Below are 24,718 nucleotides of genomic sequence, written 5' to 3' on the forward strand. Positions count from 1 at the left end.
GGCTCGTTATGGATCACAAGAAACAATTGAAAGAGTTATATAAAGAAACACCGATTGAAGCCGGCGTTTTTACAATGACAAACAAACAGAATGGTAAAGTGTTTGTCGGAAGCTTCAACAATTTAAAACGTTTAAATGGCTTTCAGTTCATGCTGAAAACAAACACACATACAAATAAGGCTTTACAAGCTGACTTCAATACGTTCGGTGCGGATTCGTTTGATATTGAAGTTGTTGAGTATTTAAAGAAAAAAGAGGAAGGCTATTTCGATGCAAAAAAAGAATTGGAAAAGCTTGAACAAAAATGGCTCGACACGCTAAATCCGTTTGGTGAAAATGGCTACAATGCTTAAGATTCAGTAATAAAGCGGCTACGTGAAATGATCTTTCACGTAGCCGCTTCATTTTCCTCCCCGATCAAACATACCGATAACTTCTGTTGTCTGTGTGATGTTTACGAACGCTGTTGGATCAACTTCTTTAAGCATTTCTTTTACTTCTCCAAGTTGGTAGCGCGTAATTACCGTGAAAAGCACCTTTCTTCTTTCCCCAGTATAAGCACCCTCTGCATCCATGATCGTCACACCACGATAAAGACTGCTCAGTAACTTCTTCTTCACTTCTTCTCCTCTGCTTGTGACAATCATAAGCGTAAGTTTAATATGACTTGTATGAATCGTATCGATCACCTTGCCTGTCGCGTAAATCGATACAAGCGTGTACAGTGCGGCATCCCAACTAAAGATAAAGCCTGAAATCAATACAACTACTGCATTCATCCCAGAAATTAATGCCCCTAAAGGTAAATCCCTTTTCTTATTTAGAAGCATCGCTACGATATCGAAGCCACCAGATGATCCAGAGGCACGGAAAATTACTGCGACCCCTACGCCCGTAATAACACCACCAAATAAAGAAGCTAAGAGTGGCTCATTTGTTAACTTGTAAACAGGAATGACTAATAAGCTGACCGATAGTACGACGACCGATAGAATGGTATACCCAATAAACCGTTTCCCTAATTTCATAACTCCTAAAATCAGTAACGGAAGATTTAATAAAAAATTCAAAACACCTGTATTCACTGGCGTTACTAACCCCAACATAATGGCAATTCCGCTTAAACCACTACTAAGAATTTCATGAGGAATTAGCAAAAAGTTATAAGCAAAACCAACCAAAATTGATGCCAGTATGATTATTATAATATTGCGCATAACGACTCTCCTACCATTCTAAAACAAAAAAATTTAATACATTCTCTACCTATAATACCCCAAAATGCGCTACCCTAACATCCAATATGCTCTTTTCAAACATGAATAGTGAAGCTTATTTTTTCTGTCCTTCTTTTTCAGCTACTTTATCGATTCGATCGAGCATCGTTGGGTGTGAATAGCGGAACCATTTTACAAGTAATGGTGGGTTCACTTCACTTAAGCCTGCTTTCGTAAGCTTTTGAAAAGCAGTCACCGCAGCCCCTTGATTCCCTATTAACTCGATTGCATACTCATCAGCCCTAGTTTCTTGGTATCTCGAAATATAATTAGAAAGAGGACTTGAGGCGAATAATAATACAGATGTAATTAAGAAAAACAGTGGTAAGGAGCGAATATCATTTACCTTTATTATGTTTAATATATGGCCATAACGCGCAATCATCCATGTCATTAACTTTGCGGTTAACCATAGTCCAACCAACGTCATTAACAAATAGCCCGCTATGCCAAAATAAATATGCTTCTCTACATAATGCCCCATCTCATGTGCCATGATAAACAGAATTTCATTTTCCGTTAAGCGGTTTAAGGTTGTATCCCACAACACAATTCTCGAATTGCTCCCAACGCCCGTTACATAGGCATTTAATGCATTGGTCTTTTCCGCCATATTCACTTCATAAACATGCTCTGTGGGAATATTTGCTTTTTCGGCGAGCGCTAAAATTTGCGTCTCTAATTCTTTATTTTTCAATGGGTAAAAATCATTATAAAGAGGATCAATGACAACTGGCTGTATAAACATCAGGAAAATGGAAAAAGGAATTGTTAACAACCAAGCATAGAGCCACCATCTTTTTGTACTCTTTTTGATGAGCCAATATAGCACCGATATAATAATAACGGACATGCCAAAGTTCACCCAAAAATCAATGACACCATCTCTCATCCAAGAAGAGAAGTCTTGTGTACTTATGCCATAGCTTTTACTTAACGTATAGCGATAATAATCTATTGGGAATAACACAATAAACAAAAACAGCGATAACAAAAATAAATAGGCTGCATTTTGCAAAAATTTCCATTTTGTTTGTGAAATTGAAACTTTTTCAAACCATCGTGAAAGTCCCATTATCAAAATATAAAAATATACTAGCCATTCTAACGGCGTCACAACAAAGAAGAGTAAATTTCTAATCTTTGAATATTCTCCACTTAGAAATAGTTCACGCTCAGACATAAATATTGCTGGATCCGCAGCTGTCCCTTGCAAAGCTTGTGGTATAGTACCACCACCACTATGAAAAATATACAAATACATACAAAGAACATATAAGGCGAATAAAATCAGCGAAACAATTCCCCATTTTTTAACTATGCTATTTCCTCCCTTACTCACTTTCATCCTATAGTAAGTGTAAGCCAAATTGAAAAAGTTAGAACAAGTTTGTCCTTGTTTATTTCATCTTTTATTTACTGTTCATCTAGGAGGCACGAATTCCGTATTCCCCTCTGAAAATTACTGCATACAAAAATGTCTCTAAAATAGATAGATAAATACAGCTCTCCTTCATTCAACAAAACCCCTAAAATTAAGCCCCTTCATGACATAATTGCCTCCCTTGCATTAATAACATGAATAGAAAGCTTTTTTGATTCCTTTTGAAAGGAGGTATTTCTGCTTGCTAACTGAGTTACTAAATACAGACACAATTCAAATTGCCGACAAAGTAAACACGTGGCAGGATGCAATTCGCCTAGCTTCAGCACCATTATTGCAACAGAACAAAATAGAAAACCGCTATATACAAGCGATGATTCAGTCCATAGAAAAATACGGTCCCTATGTCGTACTTACACCCAAAGTAGCCATTCCACATTCACGACCAACCGATGGCGTCAAAGCATTATCCATGAGCTTATTACACTTACAAAACCCAGTACTGTTCGCACCAGATAAGCCGGTTTATTTAATCTTTGTTTTAGCTGCTACAGATAGCGAGTCCCATCTGCAGGCATTAGTCGATCTAGCGCAAGTTATACATGATCCATCTCAAATCGACATCGTTATCGCCTGCAAGCATACAGACGAAATTCTCAATAAAATAAAACAATTTTCTACAGGGGAGAGGTTATGATGAAAATTTTAGTGGTATGCGGAAATGGGTTAGGCAGTAGCTTCATTATGCAATTGAATGTGGAAAAGGCGCTCACTGAACTCGGAAAAACAGCAATGGTAACCCACACTGATTTAACATCAGCCATAACTGAAAAGGCAGATATTTTTATCGGTGCAGGAGATATTGTCGAGCGATTGGACGAAAGTAAAGGAAAAATTGTGAGCATCATCAATATGATGAATGTTTCGGAGATTAAACTAAAGCTCGAACCATTTCTATGAAAAATTTGAATAGGATGAGGTGTTGGTATGTTAGATGTTATTGTCAATGACATTTTAGGTACCCCAGCCATACTAGTCGGTCTATTCGCATTAGTCGGTTTACTCATTCAAAAGAAATCAGCTTCAACGGTTCTTTCAGGTACGTTAAAAACAATTATGGGCTTCGTCATTTTGGGTGCTGGAGCAGCCGTTTTAATTGGATCATTAGATCATTTTGGTAAAATGTTCGATCATGCATTCAATGTGCAGGGGGTTATCCCGAACAACGAAGCAATTGTAGCGGCAGCTCAAACGGAATTTGGTACATCCACTGCAATGATTATGGTATTTGGTATGGTCACGAACTTACTTTTAGCGCGATTCACGCCTTTAAAATATATTTTTTTAACTGGTCATCATACATTATTTATGGCTTGTTTAATCGCCGCTTCCCTATCAGTTGGTGGTATGAGTGGTGCTCCGCTCATACTTGTAGGCTCTATTTTACTAGGCATTTGTATGGTCGTTTTCCCTGCTATGCTACAACCATTCGTGCGTCAAATTACTGGTAGCGATGATTTTGCTGTCGGCCATTTTGGCAGTGTTGGTTATTATGTATCTGCTCAAATCGGTAAGCTGTTCGGAAACAAAGGAAAATCAACGGAGGATATTAAAGTCCCAAAATCTCTAGGGTTCTTAAGAGATACGTCCGTCGCTGTATCCTTAACAATGACTTTATTCTTTATCATTGTGGCGTTATTTGCAGGGCAATCTTATATTGAAACAGAGTTATCTGGCGGTTCTAACTTCATCGTCTTCGCTATTATTCAAGCCATCACCTTCGCTGCAGGTGTGTACATTATTTTAGCAGGTGTACGTATGCTCATTGCAGAAATTATTCCTGCATTCAAAGGTATTGCAGACAAGGTCGTACCTAATTCAAAACCTGCATTAGACTGCCCAACTATTTTTCCTTTTGCACCAAATGCCGTAATCATCGGTTTCTTGTTCAGCTTCCTAGCAGGATTGCTATCAATGTTCGCCCTCCCACTTTTAGGCTTAAAAGTAATTGTACCTGGGCTTGTGCCTCATTTCTTCACTGGCGCAGCCGCAGGGGTATTTGGGAATGCGACTGGTGGACGAATCGGTTCCATGGCTGGTGCATTCGCTAATGGCGTAATCATCAGCTTCATACCAGCTATTCTGCTTATATTCATGGGCGATATCGGTTACGAAGGTACAACATTTGGTGATTCAGACTTCGGCATTGTCGGTATTGTCATTATTAATATTTTGAAATTATTCGGCGCGGTTTAATTGCATTTCTATAAAATTTCTTTACTCAATTACATTTCATCTTTTTCCCCCAAAAAAATAATGATAAACACATCAGCAATAATCATAATTGTGATAAGCTAGCATGCCATAACCAATACCTTTCAACAACTCAACAAATATCGCATTTGATTGAGTAGACTATATAGATACTAATTTCCAAATCAAACTAAATCCCACTTAACTTTAGCGTTAAGTGGGATTATTAAATACATCAGAGAAAGTTAAATCATTTAAATTCTTATTAAGGAGTAACAATGTTAGGTACTGGATCAAATGTATCCAATAGTGAAAGTAATTCAACTAATTTGTCCTTACTACCAACAATTTCAAGCTTCCCAGTACCGACTGCTTGATCAATTGTAATTGCACCTGCACCTAAACCAAATAAAGTACCCTTATCTAATGTAATGGTCGTATCAGCATCTGTACTAACCTGACCTACTTTGTAATGTAAAACAGAATTTTCTAAAGTCAGTACAAATTTCTCATCTGTATTAGATACATTTAAGTTAATAGTTGTGTGTTTCTTATCTGCCTTCATACCATTTAACTTAACTGATAATAAATTCAAGAAATCCTGTACAGGCATTGATGCTGTAATTCCTGAAGTATTAGCTTTATGTTGAATATAGTAATCTCGATCAATGCCATTACGTAACTCAGATGCACCCGTTAAATACTCATTTCTCCAAATAGCTGATTCAGCTTGATAACCCAATTGTTCATACGCATCAGCTAATAGATTTTTCGCCTGTTCATTGGTCGGGTTTGCCATCACAACATTTTTCAATACTTGTGCGACCCAACGATATTGACCCTCATTATAGTCAGCTTCAGCTTGTTTCATTACATTTTTTTCTCCACCCATATACTCCACATATTTTTTAGCAGTGTCAACTTGTGGAAGTGGGTCTAAATCTGATGGATTACTATTGTAATAACCTAAATAGTAATTATATATTGCCTTCACATTATGTTTAACTGTTCCGTAGTAACCTCTATTCGCCCAATACTTAGCCAAACTATCTGGTAACTTAATCATTTCAGCTATTTCATCCATCGTATATCCTTCGTTTGCAAGACGTATTGTTTGATCATGCAAATACTTGTACAAATCGCGTTGTTTATCCACTAACTCTTCTACTTGATCTTTTCCCCAAGTTGGCCAATTATGTGAACCTACTAAAACATCAATCTCTTTATCTTGAATATAATTATCTACTTTATCAATTGCAGTCGACCATGCCAGTGCATCACGAGCTTTCGTACCTCTTAAAGTGTACACATTATGGAGAGTCTGATTAACAATCTCACCGATCCACAATGTCTTGTTAGTAGAAACATAAGCGTTCATCTCAGCCGGAGCTTCTGTATCTTGAGCCATTAAAAATTCAAAGTTCAACCCATCAATATCCAACTTTTCACCGTCTTCTTGAATAATATTTGTCGGTTTTAAAATTGTAGAGACGCCGTTGAATCCGTTACCAACTGCCGCAACACCATTAGAGACCATTCCTTTTGATCCTACAGGAAGTATATTACCAAATTGATATTGTGCTCTTCTTGCCATTATATTTCCTAATAATACATTTTCACTAATAGCTTCTTCCATAAATCCATCAGGTACAACAATCGGAATATTAGGATTTTCCGCATATTGCATTACACCAGCAATGCCCCCAAAGTGATCCATATGACTATGACTGATTACAATACCCGTTACTGGTTTCTTCCCTCTATATTTAAAATATAGTTCTAATGCTGTTTTTGCATTTTCTTTATACGTCATCGTATCAAGAACAACAATTCCATTTTTGCCTTCCATAATAATCATATTTGCTATTTCTAGCCCTCTAACTTGATATACTCCATCACGAATTTTGTATAATCCGCCTGCATTTTGAAGCTGAGAATTACGCCACAAACTAGGGTTTACTGTATCCGGTGCTTCTCCCCCGTTAGTAATCCGACTAAATCTGGTTAGATCCAAAGGTACCTCCCCTTTGTCTGTTTTTATAGATGGATCTAACGGAGCAATAAACCCTCGATGTACATCTTCATAATCTTGTTTATCAGCAAAATTTAACTCGTTATAAACAGAAGCATTTGCTTCCTTTGTAAAAGAAGTTGCATCTTTCGGTTGAATTGGCTTAGGCTTTTTGGTAGCATAAGCTGTACTTACCGAACTTGCACATAAACAGAAAGCTACTGATAAGGGTACTACTTTGGAAATTTTCTTTAAAAACTCTTTGGATTTTTTGGACATTTACAGACCCTCCTAAAAAATATTTTCTGAAAATTCCTAACTGTATATATAGCTATTATGAAGAAAAATTGTTTTTGTGTATAATACATAATTCATTATCAGCTAATTCCTTCAAATCTATTGGAAAGAGAGGAAATTACATGGAAATACTCCAACTAAAATATTTTCAAACCGTAGCTCGGTACGAACATATTACAAAAGCAGCAGAGGAACTTAAAATTGCTCAACCCTCCCTAAGTAAAACAATTGCTCGGCTAGAGGAGGATATTGGCGTATCATTATTTGATCGTCAAGGGCGTAATATCAAATTGAATGCTAATGGAAAAGTATTTCTTGAACATGTAAATAAAGCTTTTATGGAATTAGATATCGGAAAACGTAAAGTGCAAAATTTTGAAGGAACAAAAAAAGTAAGCATAAAAATTGCAGTGACACTTAAAAATGTTTTACCTAAATTAGTAAGTCCTTTTTTAAATCGATTTCCTCATTTACACTTTCAACAAATAAATGGGTCTTCTTCAGTCTTGAAAAGTAAACTTGAAGCTGGAGAATTAGACTTTTTCATATCACCTTTTCCATTTAATAGTCCTAACATTGAATGGAAACCACTATTTACAGAGGATATTTATTTGATTGTCCCAACTAATCACTACTTAGCTGGAAGAAAAAGTATAAGTATTAGCGAGATTAAAAATGAATCCTTTATCCTTATGAATACCGAGAATAGCTTTAGAGAACTAACGGATAAACTATGTAAAGAAGCTGGATTTACACCAAATACTAGTTTAGAAGTAAACGATCCAGAAGCACTTATTGGACTGATAAGACGGGGAATAGGTGTTACTTTTATTTCTGAAAGAGATTGGAAAAGAGCTTCTCATCTTCTGCCGGAAAAAATTGAAATTAACGAATCTAATTGGAAACGAACGATGGGACTTTCGTGGTCTAATAAGAATTATTTTTCAATCGAAGCACAACAGTTTAAAGACTATATCATTGAATACTTCGAGAAGGCTTAATTTATCGTTTTGTCGCTTAAAGCATTTAAACAGAATAAAATAGTCTTCTTGAATTAAAACAGCTAATTGAAAATTAATATTTTTAAATAACTGTATTGCTAAGGCATCCTTATTAAATAATTTAACTGCTTTATTTTACCCAATCCAATCTATCAACCAGTTGCCAAACTTTAATGAACAATTACTAATAATTTATACTGTGAAAAAGACTATATGCCCTCTTACTATTCCTGCAAGAGTCTTTCTGCAACCATATTATCTAAGGTTGCACGTTGCGTATTGCTTTACTCTCTTAATATTTCTCCAGATCTATTCCCCTCGGCAAAAATATAATCCTTAAAATGAATTTCTAAAAATCCAATGATGCATTGGAATTGTTATAGCAATGGTACCCCCTATAAAAGCTCCCCCACCCTAATAAAACAATGACTTGTATTTTTTAAAAATTTGCAAAGCATGCAATGCACCTGAAACAATTAAAATGGAAGAATAAGAGGCATTAATCTTCATTGCTTTAATTAAACGCTTTATGCTTCACTTAAGGGGAGAAACCCTTTCTAAGCAGACAGACATACTGTTTCTAAGTGTGTACGAAAAAACTCGGTAATCTCTTGTTTTTTTACTAGAGCCTCGACGATTTCTGTTTTAAACTGACTCATAGGGAAGACCTCTTTTCTTTGGATGAGTTGTGGTGACCTTTTTTATAGTCTTATTCATTTACACAAAATATTTTATACTCTCCAACAGATACAATAATTTCTTTAATGAATTAAAATGCACTGTTAGTGGAATAGCAATAAAATTTAAGAAAGCTTCCTTTTATTTTGAAATTACTCACACTCTAGAAATATCTTCATACCCTATAATCAGACCTATTTTGAGGGGGAAAAATTATGGGGATTGAATTAACTGCTCTCCATTGGATTTATGTCGTGTTCATAGTATTAATTATTGGATTCATGGTTAGACGTCGAGATACCACCCTCATTTGTATTGTCGGAATATTTCTGATAGCCATTGCCGCTACCGGGGATTTAACTGCTTCGATTAGTGGCGTTTTTAATAGCTTTATTTATGCGATCACTGAGCTGTTATCAACCATCTTAATCATATCTATTATTGTGGCGATGAGCCGCGTACTGATGAAATCAGGTATAAATGAAGTCATGGTTGCACCTTTTACGAAAATTATTAAAACGCCAACACTTGCCTATTGGACGATTGGTATTTTAATGATGATTATTTCTTGGTTCTTTTGGCCATCACCAGCAGTCGCACTTTTAGGTGCAGTGCTGTTACCCGTGGCAATACGTGCTGGACTACCTGCGCTAGGTGTGGCAATGGCAATGAACTTATTCGGTCACGGTATTGCCCTATCCAGTGATTTTGTTATTCAAGGGGCTCCTAAGCTAACAGCGGATGCCGCGGGGATTCCAGTGGGAGATGTCATATCTGCAAGTATTCCTCTCGTTATTACGATGGGGCTTGTCACTACGGTGGTTGCCTATATATTACTAAGACGTGATATGAAGCGAGGCACGCTCGAATTAACTACCGGAACAAACGAAGAAGAAAATGAGCAAGAGACGCCCGAGAATTTGCTCACACAAGGTCAAAAACGATTTTTTGCCATACTTATTCCTATTGCTTTTTTAGCAGACGTAGTGGCGATGTCCATTTTAAAATTACAAGGTGGAGACGCGACAGCATTGATTGGTGGTACTGCCGTCTTTATTTTACTGATACTTTCTGTTGTGGCCCACAAAAAACAGGGGCTTGAGAAGACAACGAGCTACTTGATTCAAGGCTTCCAATTTGGCTTTAAAGTATTTGGACCAGTCATTCCGATTGCTGCATTCTTTTACTTAGGCGATTCTGGTTTCAATCAAATCCTTGGTGACTATTTACCGAAAGCCTCCCATGGTATTGTCAATGACCTCGGTGTTGGTCTAGCGGCACTCGTGCCTTTAACAAAAGAAATAGCAGTTATTACTTTAGCAATCGTTGGTGCTATCACTGGACTAGACGGTTCTGGTTTTTCTGGCATATCTTTAGCTGGTTCTATCGGTAGTCTGTTTGGCAATGCCATAGGAGAAGGCACAGCCACACTCACTGCGCTCGGACAAATTACAGGAATTTGGGTTGGCGGAGGAACTTTGATTCCTTGGGCACTAATCCCCGCTGCTGCAATTTGTAACGTCAGCCCCTTCGAACTCGCACGACGCAATTTAGTACCAGTACTCGTCGGGCTACTTGCCACAACCATTGTTGCATGGTTTTTGATTTAATAATGTATACAAAAAAATCTCGTCAATCCCCTTATTGATTGACGAGATACTATTGAATAAATATTATTATCAATTGTTAGCACTATTTAAAAAAGTATATAACCTATTAAATATTTCTTAAAATAGCCAAGTAACCCAGTAATATAACAGTACTAACGTAAAAATCAGTGTGGGTGGTATTACTACAATTGTCACTTTTATATATTGCCACCAAGTAATTTTCACATTTCCTTTTCTGACGATGTGCATCCACATGAGTGTAGCAAGCGTACCCATCGGAAGAAGTAATGAACCAATATCACTTCCGATTACATTTGCCAGATAAGCAACCTTCAAGGAAAGTAGATCTAAATCCATATTCATAAGCGTCATTGTTCCGACCATTAGCGCTGGGTGATTATTAAAAATATTTGAGAGTACTGATAATAATACGCCCATCAGCACACTTGTATGGAGTAAGCTTCCCGTTACCATAGGACGCATAAATCCAATCAACCAGTCTGTCAAACCGATGTTGTTCAAACCATAAATAATTACGTACATACTAAAGGCAAAGATGAGAATATACCATGGCGTCTTTTTCAACATATCTCCTGGTGGTACTTTTAAATACATCCATCTCCATCCTAAAAGTATTAAGGAGCCCAATACTGCCATTACAGAGACCGGAATATTTACAAATGATGCGAAAAAGAGACTTATACGTACAGCAAAGACGAAAAGGAGGATATTGCGCATAAATTTTGTGCGATTTTTTCCAGGAGTATAGATTGAATTATGTTTAAGTGGGTGATACGAAGGGAGCGTTAATCCGGTTACTTTAGTGGGGATAACTTTAGGTAAATCTTTCCTAAACCTTAAAAACAGAAATCCGACTAAAAGTAATAATCCTAGTGTTGCAGGTACAAACATCATCGCCGTATGTGAATACAAACTCATATTCACAATCTTTAGAGCAATTAAATTTACAATATTACTTACGCCAATTGGTGCGCTTGATGCTGTTGCGATTAAACCACCTGAGAGTAGATACGGAATTTTTTGATGGTTTTTCAAATCCATATTATTTAATAGCATGACCAAAATCGGCGTTGTTATTAAAATACTACCATCGTTATTAAAAAAGAGTGTCATAAGAAAACATAGAAGATTGACATACCAAAATAATCGAATACCAGATCCTTTAGCTTTTTCTGCCAGTTTTTCTGCGACCCAGTTAAAGAAACCGAAGCTTTCCAAAACGATGGCCATTACAATTGTTGCCATAATGGTTATCGCTGCTCCACTGATTGTTTCAGCAATAGTTCCAAGTTCAGACAGTGAAACACTGCCGCTTAATAATACAACGATAGCACCTATCGTCGCAGGAATAGCTTCATTGATGCCTCTAGGTCTCCATAGAATAAATACAAGTGTAACAAGAAATGCTAAAATGGTTATCCAAGCCATTGGTTGCATATTTTTCCCTCCTTTCCGCCTTATTTTCAAACTATCTATTTACATAGATTTGTTCCCTCTTTTAAAGAACTACCCGTATCACCTCTCCCAGCTATCTTAATGATTTTGCCTTACAATATTTATATGTACCTGGGTTAAACCTCGCTTGGCTTAGTACCTACTTTTATAAAAATCTAATGGAACCTATCATCGAATGCCTACTAAATTTTCACAATGTAAACCTGCCCTTCATATATTGCCCTGCAATTAATAACTTATTGATGAAACGCCCAATGTAATTAACATATTTTTATCTGCATCTCTTTTAATTGAAAAACAGATTCATGCGATTTGGGGTTGTAATGTAACACCGATTCCATGGGCACTGCTCTTCCTATAGCACTAGGTAATATTGGCACTGAGCATATGCTTACTTCCATTGTTGCGATGTTATTAATTTGACCATACTTTAGGGCACACAAAAACCCAGCATAAATTACGCTGGGTTTCAAAATCATTTTATTAATCGCAAATTATTCGACCATTTTGACATTCACAAAAATCACAAGACTCAACATGACAACTACTACAAACATAACTATATATTCAACCGGCTTAACCCCTACTACTCCACTAATAACTATAAAAGCACCTAATACTACGGTTATACCACCCACTAATCGTGCAAGCTTTCCTTTGTCTTTTACTCTTTTTTCATTAAAGCCCGAGAGTAACCAAGTTTGCTTTTTTACGCCAACTAGATAACCTATAATTAGCAAAATCACGCCAAATATTAGTAAGTTCGTATCCATAAAATCCATCCCCTTAAAGTTTTTTTATAATCGCTGGTACTACATAGAAAGGAAGAAATAATGATAGTAATAAATACATCAATAGCAATTGAATATCTAACTCCATCGGCAATAGCCCTTTATAGACTGTAAATAAAACGAGTATTAACAAAGCGTTCAATACTATCATTGTACGTAAGGACCATTTCGAAATATTGGCATTTACTCTTTCATCAAACTCAATATCTTCGTCTTGCATTTGAACCCGAAAGTATTTAGCAAAAACTATCATAACCGCCGCTATACCTAATAGTAGCCACTTTAATAAAGAGCTTTCTAAACCAAATAAAACAAGAACTAATAAACCAATTGGGATATAAGTAAAGAGCTTATTCATTCCTCATCCTCCATCCAAAATAATTTGTCAATTGATGTATTCAATGCTGCTGCGATTAATAAACATACTTTGATTGTTGGATTGTATTTTTGCGCTTCAATTAAATTCATCGTTTGTCTCGTCACACCGATCATTTTGGCTAAATCGCCTTGCGTCATATTTCCTCGCTCAACTCTAATGAGCTTGACACAGTTTTTCACCTGAACATCCTTCAATAAAAATGCCCCTTTCCCATGAAATTTCAAATCTCTAACTATTTATAAATCTATACGGAGTGATTGAACTTATGTTGTAATTAGCTCACTCAAAGTTCGATTTAATTGTAACATATATTTTACTTTTGTCATATATATATTACTATCTAGAAAATTAAAAACAACTTATCCATTACATACAAGTCGTTATCACTCTAAATATTTTTTAGAACAGAACTCGTTGCGGAATGTATTTACTTCTGAAAATCTACATAATTCACAGTTTTATCACCACCACAAAAGGTTGATATTGATAATAATGTGATAAAATACATCTAATTTATAATTAATGAGGTGAGCTTAGTTGAGTATAGTAGAGCAGAGCACAAAATTAGATTTAGAGAGAATTGTATTTATCGGGAGAACATTTGAGGAGTATCTAGATTTATTTTCCCTTTCGAAAGAATACTTGGAGGGTAAGAAAATTCTTGATTGTCCTGCCGGGGCATGTTCTTTTACAGCTATCGGTAACACTATGGGCATAGATATAACAGCGTGTGACATTGCCTATTATCATGCTGTGGAAGATTTGAAACACAAAGGACTTCAAGACATTACACATACAATGGAACATATGGAAAAAGCAAAGAATATTTTTGTATGGGATTATTTTAATGATGTAGAGGATTTACGAAAACATCGTCAAAGTGCTCTAGAAGAATGTACAAAGGATATGGCAACGTCGAATGGACGTTATGTGCCCGTGACACTCCCTTCTTTACTGTTTGAGGATGGAGAATTTGACCTTATTCTTTCAGCACATTTCCTATTTTCGTATGCCGATCGATTGGATTATAGTTTTCATGTTGAAACAATAAAAGAATTACTGCGTGTTTCCAAAGAAGAAATTCGTATTTTCCCTTTAGTTGATTTGGAAGGAAATCGATACGAACATTTAGATAAATTAACAAATTTCCTTACTGATATTGGCTGTGATGTGGAGGAAATCAACGTACCATATGAGTTCCAGAAAAATGCTAATTCAATGTTGAAAATTATTAAAGGGAAATGAAGAGCTAACAACACAGCCAAGTATTCTTCCAAGAACAATACTAAAAACCCCTTAAACAGTAATTTAAGGGGTTTTACACATATACTATCTAAATCACCACATTATCTCTCCTGTAAATAGTGAATTTTTCGTATTCCCCATAAACAAACTAGAATTCCCAATAACTCTATTAGAGTGGCAAACCATACGCCTAACGTTCCAAAGAATAAAATCAATAAAGCTGTGATACTAATTAGTATCATACTTACTACAGCAGTCAATATTGTAGACATGCTCTGTTTTACAACAACCATTTCACTACTCCAATTGAACGATAGATGTTTCAAGTTGAGAATTAAACCAGCTAATGTTATCAGGACCATGCTGCATACTAACAAAATTATATGGCTGAGAAACTCTAGCCCTCGTTGATTTAAAACAAACCAGCAATCGATTATTGCAATAATTAATCCAGGAGTCAATAAGCTAATATTAATTATTCCCTTTGATATACATAAATCTTTTATCGAGATTGGTAAGCTTTGCACCACCCAAACCGTTTTACCCTCAAAAGAAAAACTACATGATGTAGTTGTGGTTAAAGTAGTGCATACTAAAAATATTAAGAAATAAAGAGTTTGACTTGCAATTGGCAAATTTAAGGCGCTAATTTCGAGAATATTGAATTCGGGGAGAAATCCAAACAACAATCCAAAACCAACGATTAATAAAGCTAAGGGACCTAAAATTGTGTTACTAACATATGAAAATGATGAAAAATACTTACCGAATTCTTTTTTTACTAAAGCTTGCATTTTAGTTGTAGTTTTTATATTAATTTTTTTCGCAATAGTTTTATTTTTATTAAAAACAGTAATTATATTGTCATAATTTATTACTAATATATATAGAAAAGCTGAAGCTAATACAATTGAAAGTCCTATTAACATTAATAGTGACAACCATTCTGAACCTTCTATTTTATTCAATAGTGAGTATCTAAGAAATGAAGTATCTATTATTCCAGATTTAAGATCAACTGATTTACTGCCTAGATAAGAAATAGCTAGTGGTAAAATATAAATGAACATTATTACGATTGCTTCAAACATTGTATTTTCGATTCGTAGAAAATACAATACGCCTCTTATTATTAGTGCTAAACAGCTACTAAGAATTATCGCCATTAATGGAGTAATAAGCATAAAAAGAAACACTATTATCAGATTTTCTAAAGGAAAAGGACTTATGAAGAATAAAACAGCTTCATAAACAAACAAAACAAAAAAGCACAATATTACTTGAATAATATATTTGGATATAAAGTTAATTAATATTGCTTGCCACTTATCCAATGGCAAAACAAATACCTGATCATGATCATACCCAAATAATAGACTTTTTACGCCCGAAAAAAGTGACCAGATAGACAATGCCCAAAATAATAGAGAGAGTATATACGGGTTTGCAAAATCCAATTGATTAGATAAGTTCATTTGTAGAGGAACACTGACTACATATCCGACTGCAAAGAGAAATAAAATTCCATATCCTAAAAAAGTTATAAACGCATGTGATTTTACTGCTGAATCTTTATCAAAAAGTTTGGATAATTGAAATTGATGTCTCATTCTAAATTTGATCAACGTAATCATATTAGTCACGAGCAGTAACCCTCCTAAAAATTTCGCCTAGTGATTCATTTTTGACAAGATCCTTCATGAGACCATTAATTTTCACTTCTCCTTGATCAATTAAAACGACCCTATTACAAATTTTTTCTGCCACTTCAAGTACATGTGTTGAATAAATGATCATAGCTCCACTTTTCGCCCTTCTTTGGAGCTCGTTAGTTAAAAAGAATGAGGCATTTGGATCTAGGCCCACAAAAGGTTCATCTAGAATAATTAAATCAGGATTATGAAGAAATATTGAAATTAAAACTAAACGCTGTTTCATACCGTGTGAATAGCTGGAAATAAGTCTATTTAGTGCTTCTTCCATTGATAATTCCTTGACTAATCGCTCCATCTGATTAACAAATTCTCCGCTACTAACACCGAAAATAGATCCTATAAACTCTAAATATTCGTAACCTCTCATGTTTTCATAGATATCTGGATTATCTGGAGAATAACCAATCATTTCTTTGAATTTTTTAGGATTATTTTTTAAATCCACATTGTTAAGGGTTATTTCCCCAGAATCATATGAATGTATTCCAACTATTGATTTTAACGTAGTAGTCTTTCCAGCCCCATTTGACCCAATAAAAGCACAAATATCACCAGGATTCACATCTATAGATAAGTTTTGTATGCCTTTAGAAGATCCTTTGTAGATTTTCTTTAAATTCGTTACTTTTAACATGTTTACTCCCCCAAATATTTTGTAAGGAGATTTTTCACTCCCCTACATATTTTTTATTTTCAATAGTAAGAAGTTTACGTTTTAATCTGTCTGGTCGTTGTAATAATTTATTTATAAAGAAATGACTACCGGGAAAAGAAATAAATTCACCATAACAATATATTCTCTTTTTGAGTCAATTTATCTTTCTTTCCGTAAGGTAAATTAAATATTTTGTTTCAGTGAGAAGGGGCTGTCCAATAAGTCCCTTTTAGCAGAACAACAGGCTTTCTATATGGTAAAAATCCACTTCGCTTTCCGCGGGCACAGCGTAAGCCGCAGGAGTCTACGCTGATTTTTACCTGTATATCAAAAAAACAACTACTCTCAGCATATTATTATTCTTTTAGGACAGCCCCTTCTCCTTTAAATTGCAATGCCCTTAATGAAATGATTTTTTGAGATATCTGATTAAGGATCTGTTGCAGTTGTTCCTCACTGATCCCCTTAACATATGCCTCTACAATTATTTGTTCCAAATTACACGAAATTTGTTGTAGATCGATATCGTCTATAGATCCTGATTGTTTCGCTAAAATAAATGCTCCGCTGTTAGGTTTCATTTTTATAAGGCCTTTTTTTTGAAGTTCCTTGTAGCTTTTGTGGACCGTATGTAAATGTATATTTGTTTGTCTAGCCATCTCACGAATAGAAGGCAATTGGTCGCCACTTCGCAAATTCCCATTTGCTATTTCTAAAATAATTTGTTGAACTAGCTGCTGATAAAGGGGAATTGGGCTTTTCATATTTAAAGATATTTTCAATTTTTTTCGCCCATCCCCTCGTATTTTTAATTTAAACTCTAAATGAGCAAATTCGATTCTAATAATTACCACAAAGCGAAATATATAGACAGAATCTGCTTTTCTGATTAAGCTGAATACTTTTGCAGTGCGTATCTGTATTATGAATGGATCAATACTTTAGCAATTCGCTAGGGTAAGCGAAAGGAACGCTCAGGTCACCCACATATTCGCTCGGGTAAGCGAACGGATCGCTCAGGTCACCCACATATTCGCTCGGGTAAGCGAACGGATCGCTCAGGTCACCCACATATTCGCTCGGGTAAGCGAACGGATCGCCCAGGTCACCCCACATATTCGCTCGGGTCAGGAGTCAAGTGCTGGACTAATGCCTAAGGACGATTACATGCGCATGAAAATGACTAGTGGTTTTTCTCGTAGCAGATATTTGAAGTGAATTTACTCATTTTGAATTTAAATTTTCTTCTTCGCAATCCAATAATGGATTATAAGTGCCATTCCAAATATTATTAAAAGTGTCGCTACAATATTGACTTCCCACCAATCTCCCATACTACCTGTGGCTAAAACACTTGTGGCACGTAGACTAACACCTGCAGGATTTAAGGCGCCTATTAGCGGATGTAAACCGGCAATCATTCGGCATAGGAAAAGTACCATAATCCCTACTAACGCAATAAAAGCAGGACTATTAAAAAACGTACTCAACATTGTTACTAAAGTAATCACGAATAGTAACCAAATACAGTACAAGACAAACGCCAACATCACTTGAGCAATCGGTACGGATGTAAATAAATACGCTGTATAGCCATATGACACGGCATAACCAAGCGCTATAGAAAAAATCGCCAACAAATAATGACTTATAATTTTACTCCCGATATAAGAAGAAATAGATACCGGCCTCGTTAAAATAAATGCCAACATCCCATTTGCTTTTTCAGCTTGAATTATACTCATGACAGCAACAACAAGAATGATAATACCTAACTGGTCAAACTGTGAGCTAAGCGTCGATGCCAGTACTTCACTCCCCTCAGGTCTCGCCACCGTCGGATCAATAAGTATTCCTTCTACGCCCCCAAGCTCCTTTAAAATGACAGGTAAATGATACATCGTGATTGGTTGCATAAGCCCTAACAGCATAAAAACAACAGGCAGCCATATTATTTTCAATTCACGAATCATTTGATTAAATTCTTTTTTACTCAAAACCGCAAAATTATTCATACCTCCACCACCAATGCTAAGAATATCTCTTCAAGACTTTCCTTAACCCCTAACTCAAACTTTTTAAAGCCGATTTTTCGATCCATCCCATGTTGTAATAATTGATACGCATCTTCTTCCACTTGATTCACATGTATTTTAAAACCATCTCCAACGTTTTCAATTCCCTTTACAAATGGCAAAAGCTCTACTTGTTTTAGCCATTCAAAATCTTCTTTTCGAATCGTTAAGTAAATAGCGGATTCTTGACTACGATTAAGTAGCTGCGTTTTTGTTGCGTCTTCAATTTTCTGACCGTCTTTAATGACAACAAAACGTTCACAGATTTCTTCCGCATCGCTAAGTATATGAGTAGATATTAAAATCGTCGTTTCTTTTTTAATTTCTTTTAGTAGATTTAATACCTCTCTCCTTCCGATTGGATCTAGTGCAGATACTGGTTCATCCATAATTATTAAAGTTGGTTTATGTAGTAAGGCTTGTGCAATGCCGAGGCGCTGCTTCATGCCCCCTGAAAATGTGCCGACCTTGGTCTGTGCTTCTTTCGCTAGCCCTACTTTTTCTAAGATAAGAGGAATATCTTTTTGCAACTGGGTTTTAGAAATTCCCGAGAGTTCTCCCATGAACAATAAGGTTTCAAATGCTGACATCCACGAGAAAAAGTTTGGATATTGAGGTAAATAACCGATTTGATCTTTCTTATTAGAAATTTTTTGTCCATCTAAAAGAATGTGACCTTCATCCGCACTAAGAATATCTGCAATGATTTGAATTAATGTAGATTTCCCAGCCCCATTCGGACCGATTAAACCAACACACTCACTCGTCTCAATCACCATTGAAAAATTCTTCACCGCAGTTTTATGCTTAAACTTTTTAGTAATATTATTGATTTCTAGTCGCATGTTTGTTTACATCCTTTCTACCAATCACAAAGTATAAGATTGGCCCAATTGTATTGAAAAAAACAATAACAATTGTCCAAATAAGTACGTTTTCCCTTGTTGTTCGATGACGATATAGATCCACTAAAGCAACCAATATTAATAAAAATCCAACAAGTAGAAAAGGAATAATTATGGGCAAAATACTACTCCAATCAATTTTACTGATATTATCAAAGCCATAATGCAATTTCATAGGTACTCATCCCTCTTTCGTTATCATTATCAATAACGATAACAAAAAGAATAATATAATTCCACCATTTTCCACACTATACATTTGTTTAAATTTATATTATATTTTTTGATAATGTTCTCAATTTAAATAACAAATACCATTTACCATTGATGACTCAACGATCAAACATATTGGAGGAACTAATTATGCGCAACAAAGCAGAAGTTTTAATGCATCCTGTGAGAATGAAAATTTTACAGGCGCTTATGCAAAAAAAAGAAGATGGCTTAAGTACATTGGAGATGAATTCAATCATCAAGGACGTTCCACAAGCAACATTGTATCGACATATTCAAATTTTAATGGATGAAAATATCATTAAAATCGTCAGAGAACGTAAAGTACGTTCAGTTACTGAGAAGTTTTATGCGGTAGATGGGGACGCAGCACTATTAGGTCAGGAAGAATGGCAGCGTCTTTCCAAAGAACAAAAGCTAAACTTTATTTCCTACTATCAATTAGCATTATTATCCCAATACGAAAACTATTTAACTTCAATTGAGGAGAAAAAATACCCAGAAGATATCGCAACTTTTTCATTTGTAGAGTTATCTTTATCCAACGAGCAATTCATACATTTTCAGGACGAGTTAAGTAATTTATTTTCTAAATATATTTTAATGAGCAACAAAAATGAAGAAATTGCATCGAAAACAATTGCTATAAACATTATTCCAAGACTTTAATTAAGCATTTCTTAAAGTGTGGCGTCCTCTAGCTTGATGATAATAAATCCATGGTGAAGAATCCTAGAGGTTCTATTAAAAAAAGTTTACAATAGAAAAGTACTCTTTTTGAGGATAACTTGCTATACAAGAAGAAATGGAGAAGATTAATGAAGAATCAAAAGTTATTACAAAACATCCGTAAAGCCATCATGATTATTATTGGTGCAGTGATTACTGCATACGGACTTGAAGCTGTATTGATTCCAAACGCTGTCATTGACGGTGGCGTTACAGGGATTAGTATTATGGGGGCACATTTACTTAATGATATTCCATTAGGTGTATTCTTGTTTGTGTTAAATATTCCGTTTGTTTATTTAGGCTACAAACAAGTCGGAAAAACGTTTGCATTTATGAGTGTTGTAGGGATTGCAGCTTTATCGATTTCAACAGTACTTTTACACAATGTTGAAACAATTTTAGGGCCTGAAGATCCCTTATTAATCGTGTTATCTGGTGGTATTATGCTAGGGGTAGGTATTGGAATCGTGTTACGTAACGGTGGTGCTTTAGATGGCTCTGAAGTTCTAGCGGTCTTACTTTCCCGTAAGATACCATTTTCAGTCGGCGATATTATCCTATTTATTAATGCCTTTATTTTTATCGGTGCGAGCTTTATTTTCGGACTAGAAAGCGCATTATACTCAGCTTTAACCTATTACATTGCTAAAAATGTAATCGATATTATTCAAGTTGGTTTGGAAAAATCCAAATCTGTTCGTGTTGTTAGTCCTAAGTCAGAGGAAATTGGTTCAGCCATCCAATCACGTTTAGGTCGTGGTGTTACGTACTCTCAAGGTCGTGGCGGCTTTTCTAACGAATCCACTGAAATTTTAGACTGTGTTATTAACAGAATGGAAGAAAATAAGCTAGTTTCGATTATTAAAGATATAGACCCTGGTGCTTTCGTCGTTATTTCTGACGTATCAGAAGTACGTGGCGGTAACTTCAAAAAACGCGATATTCACTAAGAGCTGTAACACAGAGTTCTTTAGCTATTACTCGCAATTTTACCTACGCACAGTTACAATACTCATTGTACTTTGTCACTCTTGCAAATTAGTGATCGACATATGAAAACCAGCAACCCTTTTATGCAAAGGATTGCTGGTTTTTATCTATGTTTATCCGATTAATTCTTTTTTTACATTTGAATAGGCTGCATAAATATCAGTTTTATGTGCTTCATCTCTTTGAGCAAACTCTGCAACTAGTTCTTTTAATGTTTTTGTAGCACCATCTAGTTGCTTTTGCATGATTTCATTTTTAAGCAGACTTTCATAATACTCAACTACTCGTTGATTCATGTGCAACACTCCCTCAATTTTAACATAAATAGGCATCTTTCCTTTTTAGAATGATGCCTGCTATGATAAACACACTATATATTACGTGGATTACCATGTTGGAATAGACCTTTTTTTCGTTCGAAAAAGCTATCCTTATGGCTATTATCTTACCACGAATGCTAAAGAATTTCTTATGTATCCACGTAAGCCTTTAGGTTGAACCTGATGAGGCAGATCAGCTTGTTTTTGGTCATTTCCTAATTCCCTTTCACATTACGTTATGTGACAGTAAACAAAGAAATTACTCCCCCTTTCTTCATTACAAAATCTCAATAACTCCTAATCTTACTAAAGTATATCGCCTCCAAAAATTATTTACTTCACAAAATTAAGCATACATTTGCCCATATTTGAATAGGAATCTAATAGAGAAGTATTCCGAAAATTCGTGTGAGCTAAAATAATGTCAAATGGAGTGTGAAGAATATGATTGAAACACATAACGCAAAAGAAATGGTATTCGGAATAATCCAGCATGATCCATTGTTTGCTGTTTTACAAGGCACACCTCTCGAAGAAATACTTTATAGTGATGCCTACTTAAACGACATTAATGAAAAAAAGTTTTACTCAACAGCAGAGGTTGCAAGTTGGTTTGATATTACAGAGAAGAAGGTACGTTATTACAGCAAACCATTCGAACATTATATTTTTGATGACATGAAGGACAATCTAAAAACCACGGCTGCTATCCGTTTCAATATACCCGCAATCCTAAAGCTTCGTATGATTTTACTACTTAAGGATGAGTACCGTGTGAGGGGCCTAAGATTGGTTCTAGGGATGGACGAGAATGGCCAATACATCAACCAACAACTAACGGCTACAACTGATTTTACATCTCCTGATGAGTTAGTAAATAAAGTCGAGGTTTTAGGTAATGTTTTGCAGCAAATGATGCAGACAGGGCTATTTAACCTGCAACAAGAAGATGAGAGCGGCGCGTTGCAAATTGCAGTGAACAAAGATTTCCTCACACAAAACATGCTTGTACAAGCAACCGAATCTACCAATCAAATCATAGAGATTCAACAAGAAACACAGAAACTAAAATATGAAAACGAAAGACTGCAAAAACAAATAGCGGAGCTTAGAGAAGATAACGCGAAGGATGTCGTCATGAAAATCCGTGAGCGTTTTATTGAGAATGAAATTGTTTCTACTTTGCGAACAGAAGCATTACAACAATTTTCAACTGAAAAAAAGCCCGGATTTTTCGCAAAACTTTTCCACTCCACGCAAATTGAAATGGAGAAAGAACAATTTATTGACGGCTATATCACAAAGCATCTAGCCGAACGTTTAGAAGTGGCATTAATTGAGTATTACGAATAGAGAAACAACCAGCAACTTCTCAATCGAATGGATTGGAAAATTGCTGGTTTTTTATTTACTATTTTTAGAATTAACAAATGAAATCAATATATTAGCTTTAGATCAATTTTTAAAATCACTGAAGATGGAGAGCTAGAAATAAATCATATACTGTTAGATTCATTTGCTAGTCCATTCGAGGTTTTTCCAGTTCCTCTCTATACAACTTTAACGTTTATGGGGAATTTATCAGATAGTGAAATCATTGCTGCATTAGAAAAACAAAAGGATAAGATAACACATATTGAACAGCTTTAACGTATACTCTCTTAAATACAGGACGCTTAAAACTAAATACATTTAGTTTCTTCTGCAAATTTATATGCCGCTTGACATTCTTCATCCAATGCCATTTTCACTCGGTACTCTTCATATGCTGTTAAATTCGGCTACGGCATTTATTTATGTATATTTCTTCACCTTCTACTTGGTTCAACCAAACCTTAAGAACGATAAGAACCTGTTTTACAAATGTTTAACCTAAAAACAGACCAACATAATGGTCTGTTTTTGTAATCCTTACTTAAACATTTAAGCCGTTTAACACTTACTTTGTATCCTCTACCCAAAGCTATTTCGCTTTAGGCTTTGCCTCATAAATCATCGCCAGGCAGACGCTCATTTTTTCAAAGGACACCAGGCAATTAGAAACAACAAAAGAAACGGGATTTCTTTATTTTAATAATTCACCTATATAATTTCTTACGTCTTCTGGACTACTTAAAACACGTTCTGCACGTTCTTCATCTTTCTTAAATTTGTCCAATGATTTCCTTAAAATTTCCTCTTCATCATTTTGTGGAATGACAACAACCCCATCAATATCCCCTATTACTAAATCACCAGGATGAATGGTCACTCCACCACACGAGATTGGCACTTTAAATTCTCCTAACCCTCCTTTGCCACTAGCAGCCACTGTAGTACCTCTACAGAAAACAGGAATATCCAGTTGCTTGATTCCCGCACAATCCCGAATTACCCCATCCACCACGATTCCTACAATTCCAACTATCTTGGCCATTCCAACAACAAAATCACCCGCAATAGCCCTATACGTATCTCCTTTAGCATCTACCACAAGTATATCTCCGGGCTTTGCCTCCCGAATCGCCTTTAAAACAACAAGATTATCCCCTGCAGATAATTTTACAGTGAGTGCTCTACCTACCACTTTAAAGGATTCTTTAACAGGCTTAATAGAAAAATCCAAATTGTTAAGACCTTGCATCGCATCCGAAATGCAAGTTGTAGGGATTCCTTTAAAACGATTGATAATGCTGTCCATCCAAACATCT

General features: G+C 35.5%; 25 protein-coding genes. 10 read left to right on the plus strand and 15 right to left on the minus strand.

Annotated elements, in window-relative coordinates; all coding sequences use genetic code 11:
• Positions 1–8: 8 nt before the first annotated feature.
• Positions 9–353: a GIY-YIG nuclease family protein gene (locus tag ACIQ2D_RS01020; protein WP_402858051.1), complete on the plus strand. Its 345-nt coding sequence runs from the start codon at positions 9–11 to the stop codon at positions 351–353.
• Positions 354–401: 48 nt separating this feature from the next.
• Here the strand turns inward: ACIQ2D_RS01020 and ACIQ2D_RS01025 are convergent, their stop codons facing one another.
• Both ACIQ2D_RS01025 and ACIQ2D_RS01030 read right to left on the minus strand, forming a co-directional pair.
• Positions 402–1,217: a YitT family protein gene (locus ACIQ2D_RS01025; RefSeq protein WP_402858054.1), complete on the minus strand. Its 816-nt coding sequence runs from the start codon at positions 1,215–1,217 to the stop codon at positions 402–404.
• A 115-nt stretch (positions 1,218–1,332) separates the two neighbouring features.
• Complete coding sequence (locus ACIQ2D_RS01030; protein ID WP_402859178.1) at positions 1,333–2,598, minus strand: M48 family metallopeptidase; 1,266 nt, start codon at positions 2,596–2,598, stop codon at positions 1,333–1,335.
• A 304-nt stretch (positions 2,599–2,902) separates the two neighbouring features.
• On the opposite strand from ACIQ2D_RS01030, the gene ACIQ2D_RS01035 reads away from it, so the two are divergent.
• From ACIQ2D_RS01035 to ACIQ2D_RS01045, 3 genes are read left to right on the plus strand one after another with little or no spacing between them, the layout of a single operon-like run.
• Positions 2,903–3,358: a PTS sugar transporter subunit IIA gene (locus tag ACIQ2D_RS01035; protein ID WP_402858057.1), complete on the plus strand. Its 456-nt coding sequence runs from the start codon at positions 2,903–2,905 to the stop codon at positions 3,356–3,358.
• Positions 3,358–3,621 (plus strand): PTS sugar transporter subunit IIB, encoded by a 264-nt coding sequence (locus tag ACIQ2D_RS01040; protein WP_402859181.1) that lies wholly within the window; start codon positions 3,358–3,360, stop codon positions 3,619–3,621. The genes ACIQ2D_RS01035 and ACIQ2D_RS01040 overlap by 1 nt, the downstream gene beginning before the upstream one ends.
• 27 nt (positions 3,622–3,648) lie before the next feature.
• Complete coding sequence (locus ACIQ2D_RS01045; protein ID WP_402858059.1) at positions 3,649–4,917, plus strand: PTS ascorbate transporter subunit IIC; 1,269 nt, start codon at positions 3,649–3,651, stop codon at positions 4,915–4,917.
• A gap of 262 nt (positions 4,918–5,179) precedes the next feature.
• Here ACIQ2D_RS01045 and ACIQ2D_RS01050 read toward each other — a convergent pair whose 3' ends face one another.
• Positions 5,180–7,204 (minus strand): alkyl/aryl-sulfatase, encoded by a 2,025-nt coding sequence (locus ACIQ2D_RS01050; RefSeq protein WP_402858061.1) that lies wholly within the window; start codon positions 7,202–7,204, stop codon positions 5,180–5,182.
• A gap of 140 nt (positions 7,205–7,344) precedes the next feature.
• Here ACIQ2D_RS01050 and ACIQ2D_RS01055 point away from each other — a divergent pair, with 140 nt between their 5' ends.
• Positions 7,345–8,223 (plus strand): LysR family transcriptional regulator, encoded by an 879-nt coding sequence (locus ACIQ2D_RS01055; protein ID WP_402858063.1) that lies wholly within the window; start codon positions 7,345–7,347, stop codon positions 8,221–8,223.
• A gap of 893 nt (positions 8,224–9,116) precedes the next feature.
• Entirely contained in the window at positions 9,117–10,511 is a 1,395-nt protein-coding gene (locus tag ACIQ2D_RS01060) for a hypothetical protein (protein ID WP_402858065.1), read from the plus strand.
• A 117-nt stretch (positions 10,512–10,628) separates the two neighbouring features.
• Here ACIQ2D_RS01060 and ACIQ2D_RS01065 read toward each other — a convergent pair whose 3' ends face one another.
• The 4 genes from ACIQ2D_RS01065 to ACIQ2D_RS01080 all read right to left on the minus strand — a co-directional run bounded on the left by ACIQ2D_RS01065 (position 10,629) and on the right by ACIQ2D_RS01080 (position 13,351).
• Positions 10,629–11,960, minus strand: coding sequence for an arsenic transporter (locus ACIQ2D_RS01065; protein WP_402859184.1), 1,332 nt, complete (start codon positions 11,958–11,960; stop codon positions 10,629–10,631).
• Positions 11,961–12,481: 521 nt separating this feature from the next.
• A complete protein-coding gene (locus ACIQ2D_RS01070) occupies positions 12,482–12,760 on the minus strand; it encodes a DUF3784 domain-containing protein (protein ID WP_402858068.1) in 279 nt (92 codons plus the stop codon).
• A 13-nt stretch (positions 12,761–12,773) separates the two neighbouring features.
• Positions 12,774–13,136 (minus strand): DUF2178 domain-containing protein, encoded by a 363-nt coding sequence (locus ACIQ2D_RS01075; RefSeq protein WP_402858071.1) that lies wholly within the window; start codon positions 13,134–13,136, stop codon positions 12,774–12,776.
• On the minus strand, positions 13,133–13,351 hold the full coding sequence (locus ACIQ2D_RS01080; protein ID WP_402858074.1) for a helix-turn-helix transcriptional regulator: 219 nt from the start codon (positions 13,349–13,351) through the stop codon (positions 13,133–13,135). Before ACIQ2D_RS01080 ends, ACIQ2D_RS01075 begins: the two co-directional genes overlap by 4 nt.
• A gap of 343 nt (positions 13,352–13,694) precedes the next feature.
• Here ACIQ2D_RS01080 and ACIQ2D_RS01085 point away from each other — a divergent pair, with 343 nt between their 5' ends.
• Positions 13,695–14,402 (plus strand): SAM-dependent methyltransferase, encoded by a 708-nt coding sequence (locus ACIQ2D_RS01085; protein WP_402858077.1) that lies wholly within the window; start codon positions 13,695–13,697, stop codon positions 14,400–14,402.
• Between the two features lie 101 nt (positions 14,403–14,503).
• On the opposite strand, the gene ACIQ2D_RS01090 is transcribed toward ACIQ2D_RS01085, so the two are convergent.
• From ACIQ2D_RS01090 to ACIQ2D_RS01115, 6 genes are all read right to left on the minus strand, one after another.
• Positions 14,504–16,045: a hypothetical protein gene (locus tag ACIQ2D_RS01090; RefSeq protein WP_402858080.1), complete on the minus strand. Its 1,542-nt coding sequence runs from the start codon at positions 16,043–16,045 to the stop codon at positions 14,504–14,506.
• On the minus strand, positions 16,038–16,751 hold the full coding sequence (locus ACIQ2D_RS01095) for an ABC transporter ATP-binding protein (RefSeq protein WP_402858083.1): 714 nt from the start codon (positions 16,749–16,751) through the stop codon (positions 16,038–16,040). The genes ACIQ2D_RS01090 and ACIQ2D_RS01095 overlap by 8 nt, the downstream gene beginning before the upstream one ends.
• 377 nt (positions 16,752–17,128) lie before the next feature.
• The gene (locus ACIQ2D_RS01100) at positions 17,129–17,554 is read right to left on the minus strand and encodes a GntR family transcriptional regulator (RefSeq protein WP_402858086.1); all 426 of its coding nucleotides are present in this window, start codon (positions 17,552–17,554) and stop codon (positions 17,129–17,131) included.
• Positions 17,555–18,007: 453 nt separating this feature from the next.
• Entirely contained in the window at positions 18,008–18,787 is a 780-nt protein-coding gene (locus ACIQ2D_RS01105; protein WP_402858089.1) for an ABC transporter permease, read from the minus strand.
• On the minus strand, positions 18,784–19,692 hold the full coding sequence (locus tag ACIQ2D_RS01110; protein WP_402858092.1) for an ABC transporter ATP-binding protein: 909 nt from the start codon (positions 19,690–19,692) through the stop codon (positions 18,784–18,786). The genes ACIQ2D_RS01105 and ACIQ2D_RS01110 overlap by 4 nt, the downstream gene beginning before the upstream one ends.
• Positions 19,673–19,927: a PLD nuclease N-terminal domain-containing protein gene (locus ACIQ2D_RS01115; protein WP_402858095.1), complete on the minus strand. Its 255-nt coding sequence runs from the start codon at positions 19,925–19,927 to the stop codon at positions 19,673–19,675. The genes ACIQ2D_RS01110 and ACIQ2D_RS01115 overlap by 20 nt, the downstream gene beginning before the upstream one ends.
• A 188-nt stretch (positions 19,928–20,115) precedes the next feature.
• On the opposite strand from ACIQ2D_RS01115, the gene ACIQ2D_RS01120 reads away from it, so the two are divergent.
• Both ACIQ2D_RS01120 and ACIQ2D_RS01125 read left to right on the plus strand, forming a co-directional pair.
• Positions 20,116–20,655, plus strand: coding sequence for a helix-turn-helix domain-containing protein (locus ACIQ2D_RS01120; protein WP_402858098.1), 540 nt, complete (start codon positions 20,116–20,118; stop codon positions 20,653–20,655).
• A 149-nt stretch (positions 20,656–20,804) separates the two neighbouring features.
• Positions 20,805–21,668, plus strand: a complete 864-nt coding sequence (locus ACIQ2D_RS01125) for a YitT family protein (protein WP_402858101.1) — start codon at positions 20,805–20,807, stop codon at positions 21,666–21,668.
• Positions 21,669–21,821: 153 nt separating this feature from the next.
• On the opposite strand, the gene ACIQ2D_RS01130 is transcribed toward ACIQ2D_RS01125, so the two are convergent.
• Positions 21,822–22,004, minus strand: coding sequence for a hypothetical protein (locus tag ACIQ2D_RS01130; RefSeq protein WP_402858104.1), 183 nt, complete (start codon positions 22,002–22,004; stop codon positions 21,822–21,824).
• 468 nt (positions 22,005–22,472) lie between these two features.
• Between ACIQ2D_RS01130 and ACIQ2D_RS01135 the strand changes: the two genes are divergently transcribed.
• On the plus strand, positions 22,473–23,381 hold the full coding sequence (locus ACIQ2D_RS01135) for a hypothetical protein (RefSeq protein ID WP_402858107.1): 909 nt from the start codon (positions 22,473–22,475) through the stop codon (positions 23,379–23,381).
• A 712-nt stretch (positions 23,382–24,093) separates the two neighbouring features.
• Here ACIQ2D_RS01135 and ACIQ2D_RS01140 read toward each other — a convergent pair.
• Positions 24,094–24,708 carry an RraA family protein gene (locus ACIQ2D_RS01140; protein ID WP_402858110.1) on the minus strand — a complete coding sequence of 205 codons (615 nt, stop codon included), beginning with the start codon at positions 24,706–24,708 and terminating at the stop codon, positions 24,094–24,096.
• Between the last annotated feature and the right edge of the window lie 10 nt (positions 24,709–24,718).

Source organism: Lysinibacillus sp. NPDC097287, from assembly GCF_044761695.1.
Classification (GTDB): domain Bacteria; phylum Bacillota; class Bacilli; order Bacillales_A; family Planococcaceae; genus Lysinibacillus.

Bases quoted from the DNA above. Each gene is read 5' to 3' on its own strand.
- ACIQ2D_RS01045 (WP_402858059.1), top strand. From the start codon at position 3,649: ATGTTAGATGTTATTGTCAATGACATTTTAGGTACCCCAGCCATACTA.
- ACIQ2D_RS01130 (WP_402858104.1), bottom strand. From the start codon at position 22,004: ATGAATCAACGAGTAGTTGAGTATTATGAAAGTCTGCTTAAAAATGAA.
- ACIQ2D_RS01110 (WP_402858092.1), bottom strand. From the start codon at position 19,692: ATGCGACTAGAAATCAATAATATTACTAAAAAGTTTAAGCATAAAACT.
- ACIQ2D_RS01050 (WP_402858061.1), bottom strand. From the start codon at position 7,204: ATGTCCAAAAAATCCAAAGAGTTTTTAAAGAAAATTTCCAAAGTAGTA.
- ACIQ2D_RS01135 (WP_402858107.1), top strand. From the start codon at position 22,473: ATGATTGAAACACATAACGCAAAAGAAATGGTATTCGGAATAATCCAG.
- ACIQ2D_RS01060 (WP_402858065.1), top strand. From the start codon at position 9,117: ATGGGGATTGAATTAACTGCTCTCCATTGGATTTATGTCGTGTTCATA.
- ACIQ2D_RS01105 (WP_402858089.1), bottom strand. From the start codon at position 18,787: ATGAATAATTTTGCGGTTTTGAGTAAAAAAGAATTTAATCAAATGATT.
- ACIQ2D_RS01025 (WP_402858054.1), bottom strand. From the start codon at position 1,217: ATGCGCAATATTATAATAATCATACTGGCATCAATTTTGGTTGGTTTT.
- ACIQ2D_RS01115 (WP_402858095.1), bottom strand. From the start codon at position 19,927: ATGAAATTGCATTATGGCTTTGATAATATCAGTAAAATTGATTGGAGT.
- ACIQ2D_RS01070 (WP_402858068.1), bottom strand. From the start codon at position 12,760: ATGGATACGAACTTACTAATATTTGGCGTGATTTTGCTAATTATAGGT.
- ACIQ2D_RS01020 (WP_402858051.1), top strand. From the start codon at position 9: ATGGATCACAAGAAACAATTGAAAGAGTTATATAAAGAAACACCGATT.
- ACIQ2D_RS01140 (WP_402858110.1), bottom strand. From the start codon at position 24,708: ATGGACAGCATTATCAATCGTTTTAAAGGAATCCCTACAACTTGCATT.
- ACIQ2D_RS01055 (WP_402858063.1), top strand. From the start codon at position 7,345: ATGGAAATACTCCAACTAAAATATTTTCAAACCGTAGCTCGGTACGAA.
- ACIQ2D_RS01120 (WP_402858098.1), top strand. From the start codon at position 20,116: ATGCGCAACAAAGCAGAAGTTTTAATGCATCCTGTGAGAATGAAAATT.
- ACIQ2D_RS01065 (WP_402859184.1), bottom strand. From the start codon at position 11,960: ATGGCTTGGATAACCATTTTAGCATTTCTTGTTACACTTGTATTTATT.
- ACIQ2D_RS01125 (WP_402858101.1), top strand. From the start codon at position 20,805: ATGAAGAATCAAAAGTTATTACAAAACATCCGTAAAGCCATCATGATT.
- ACIQ2D_RS01075 (WP_402858071.1), bottom strand. From the start codon at position 13,136: ATGAATAAGCTCTTTACTTATATCCCAATTGGTTTATTAGTTCTTGTT.
- ACIQ2D_RS01095 (WP_402858083.1), bottom strand. From the start codon at position 16,751: ATGTTAAAAGTAACGAATTTAAAGAAAATCTACAAAGGATCTTCTAAA.
- ACIQ2D_RS01040 (WP_402859181.1), top strand. From the start codon at position 3,358: ATGAAAATTTTAGTGGTATGCGGAAATGGGTTAGGCAGTAGCTTCATT.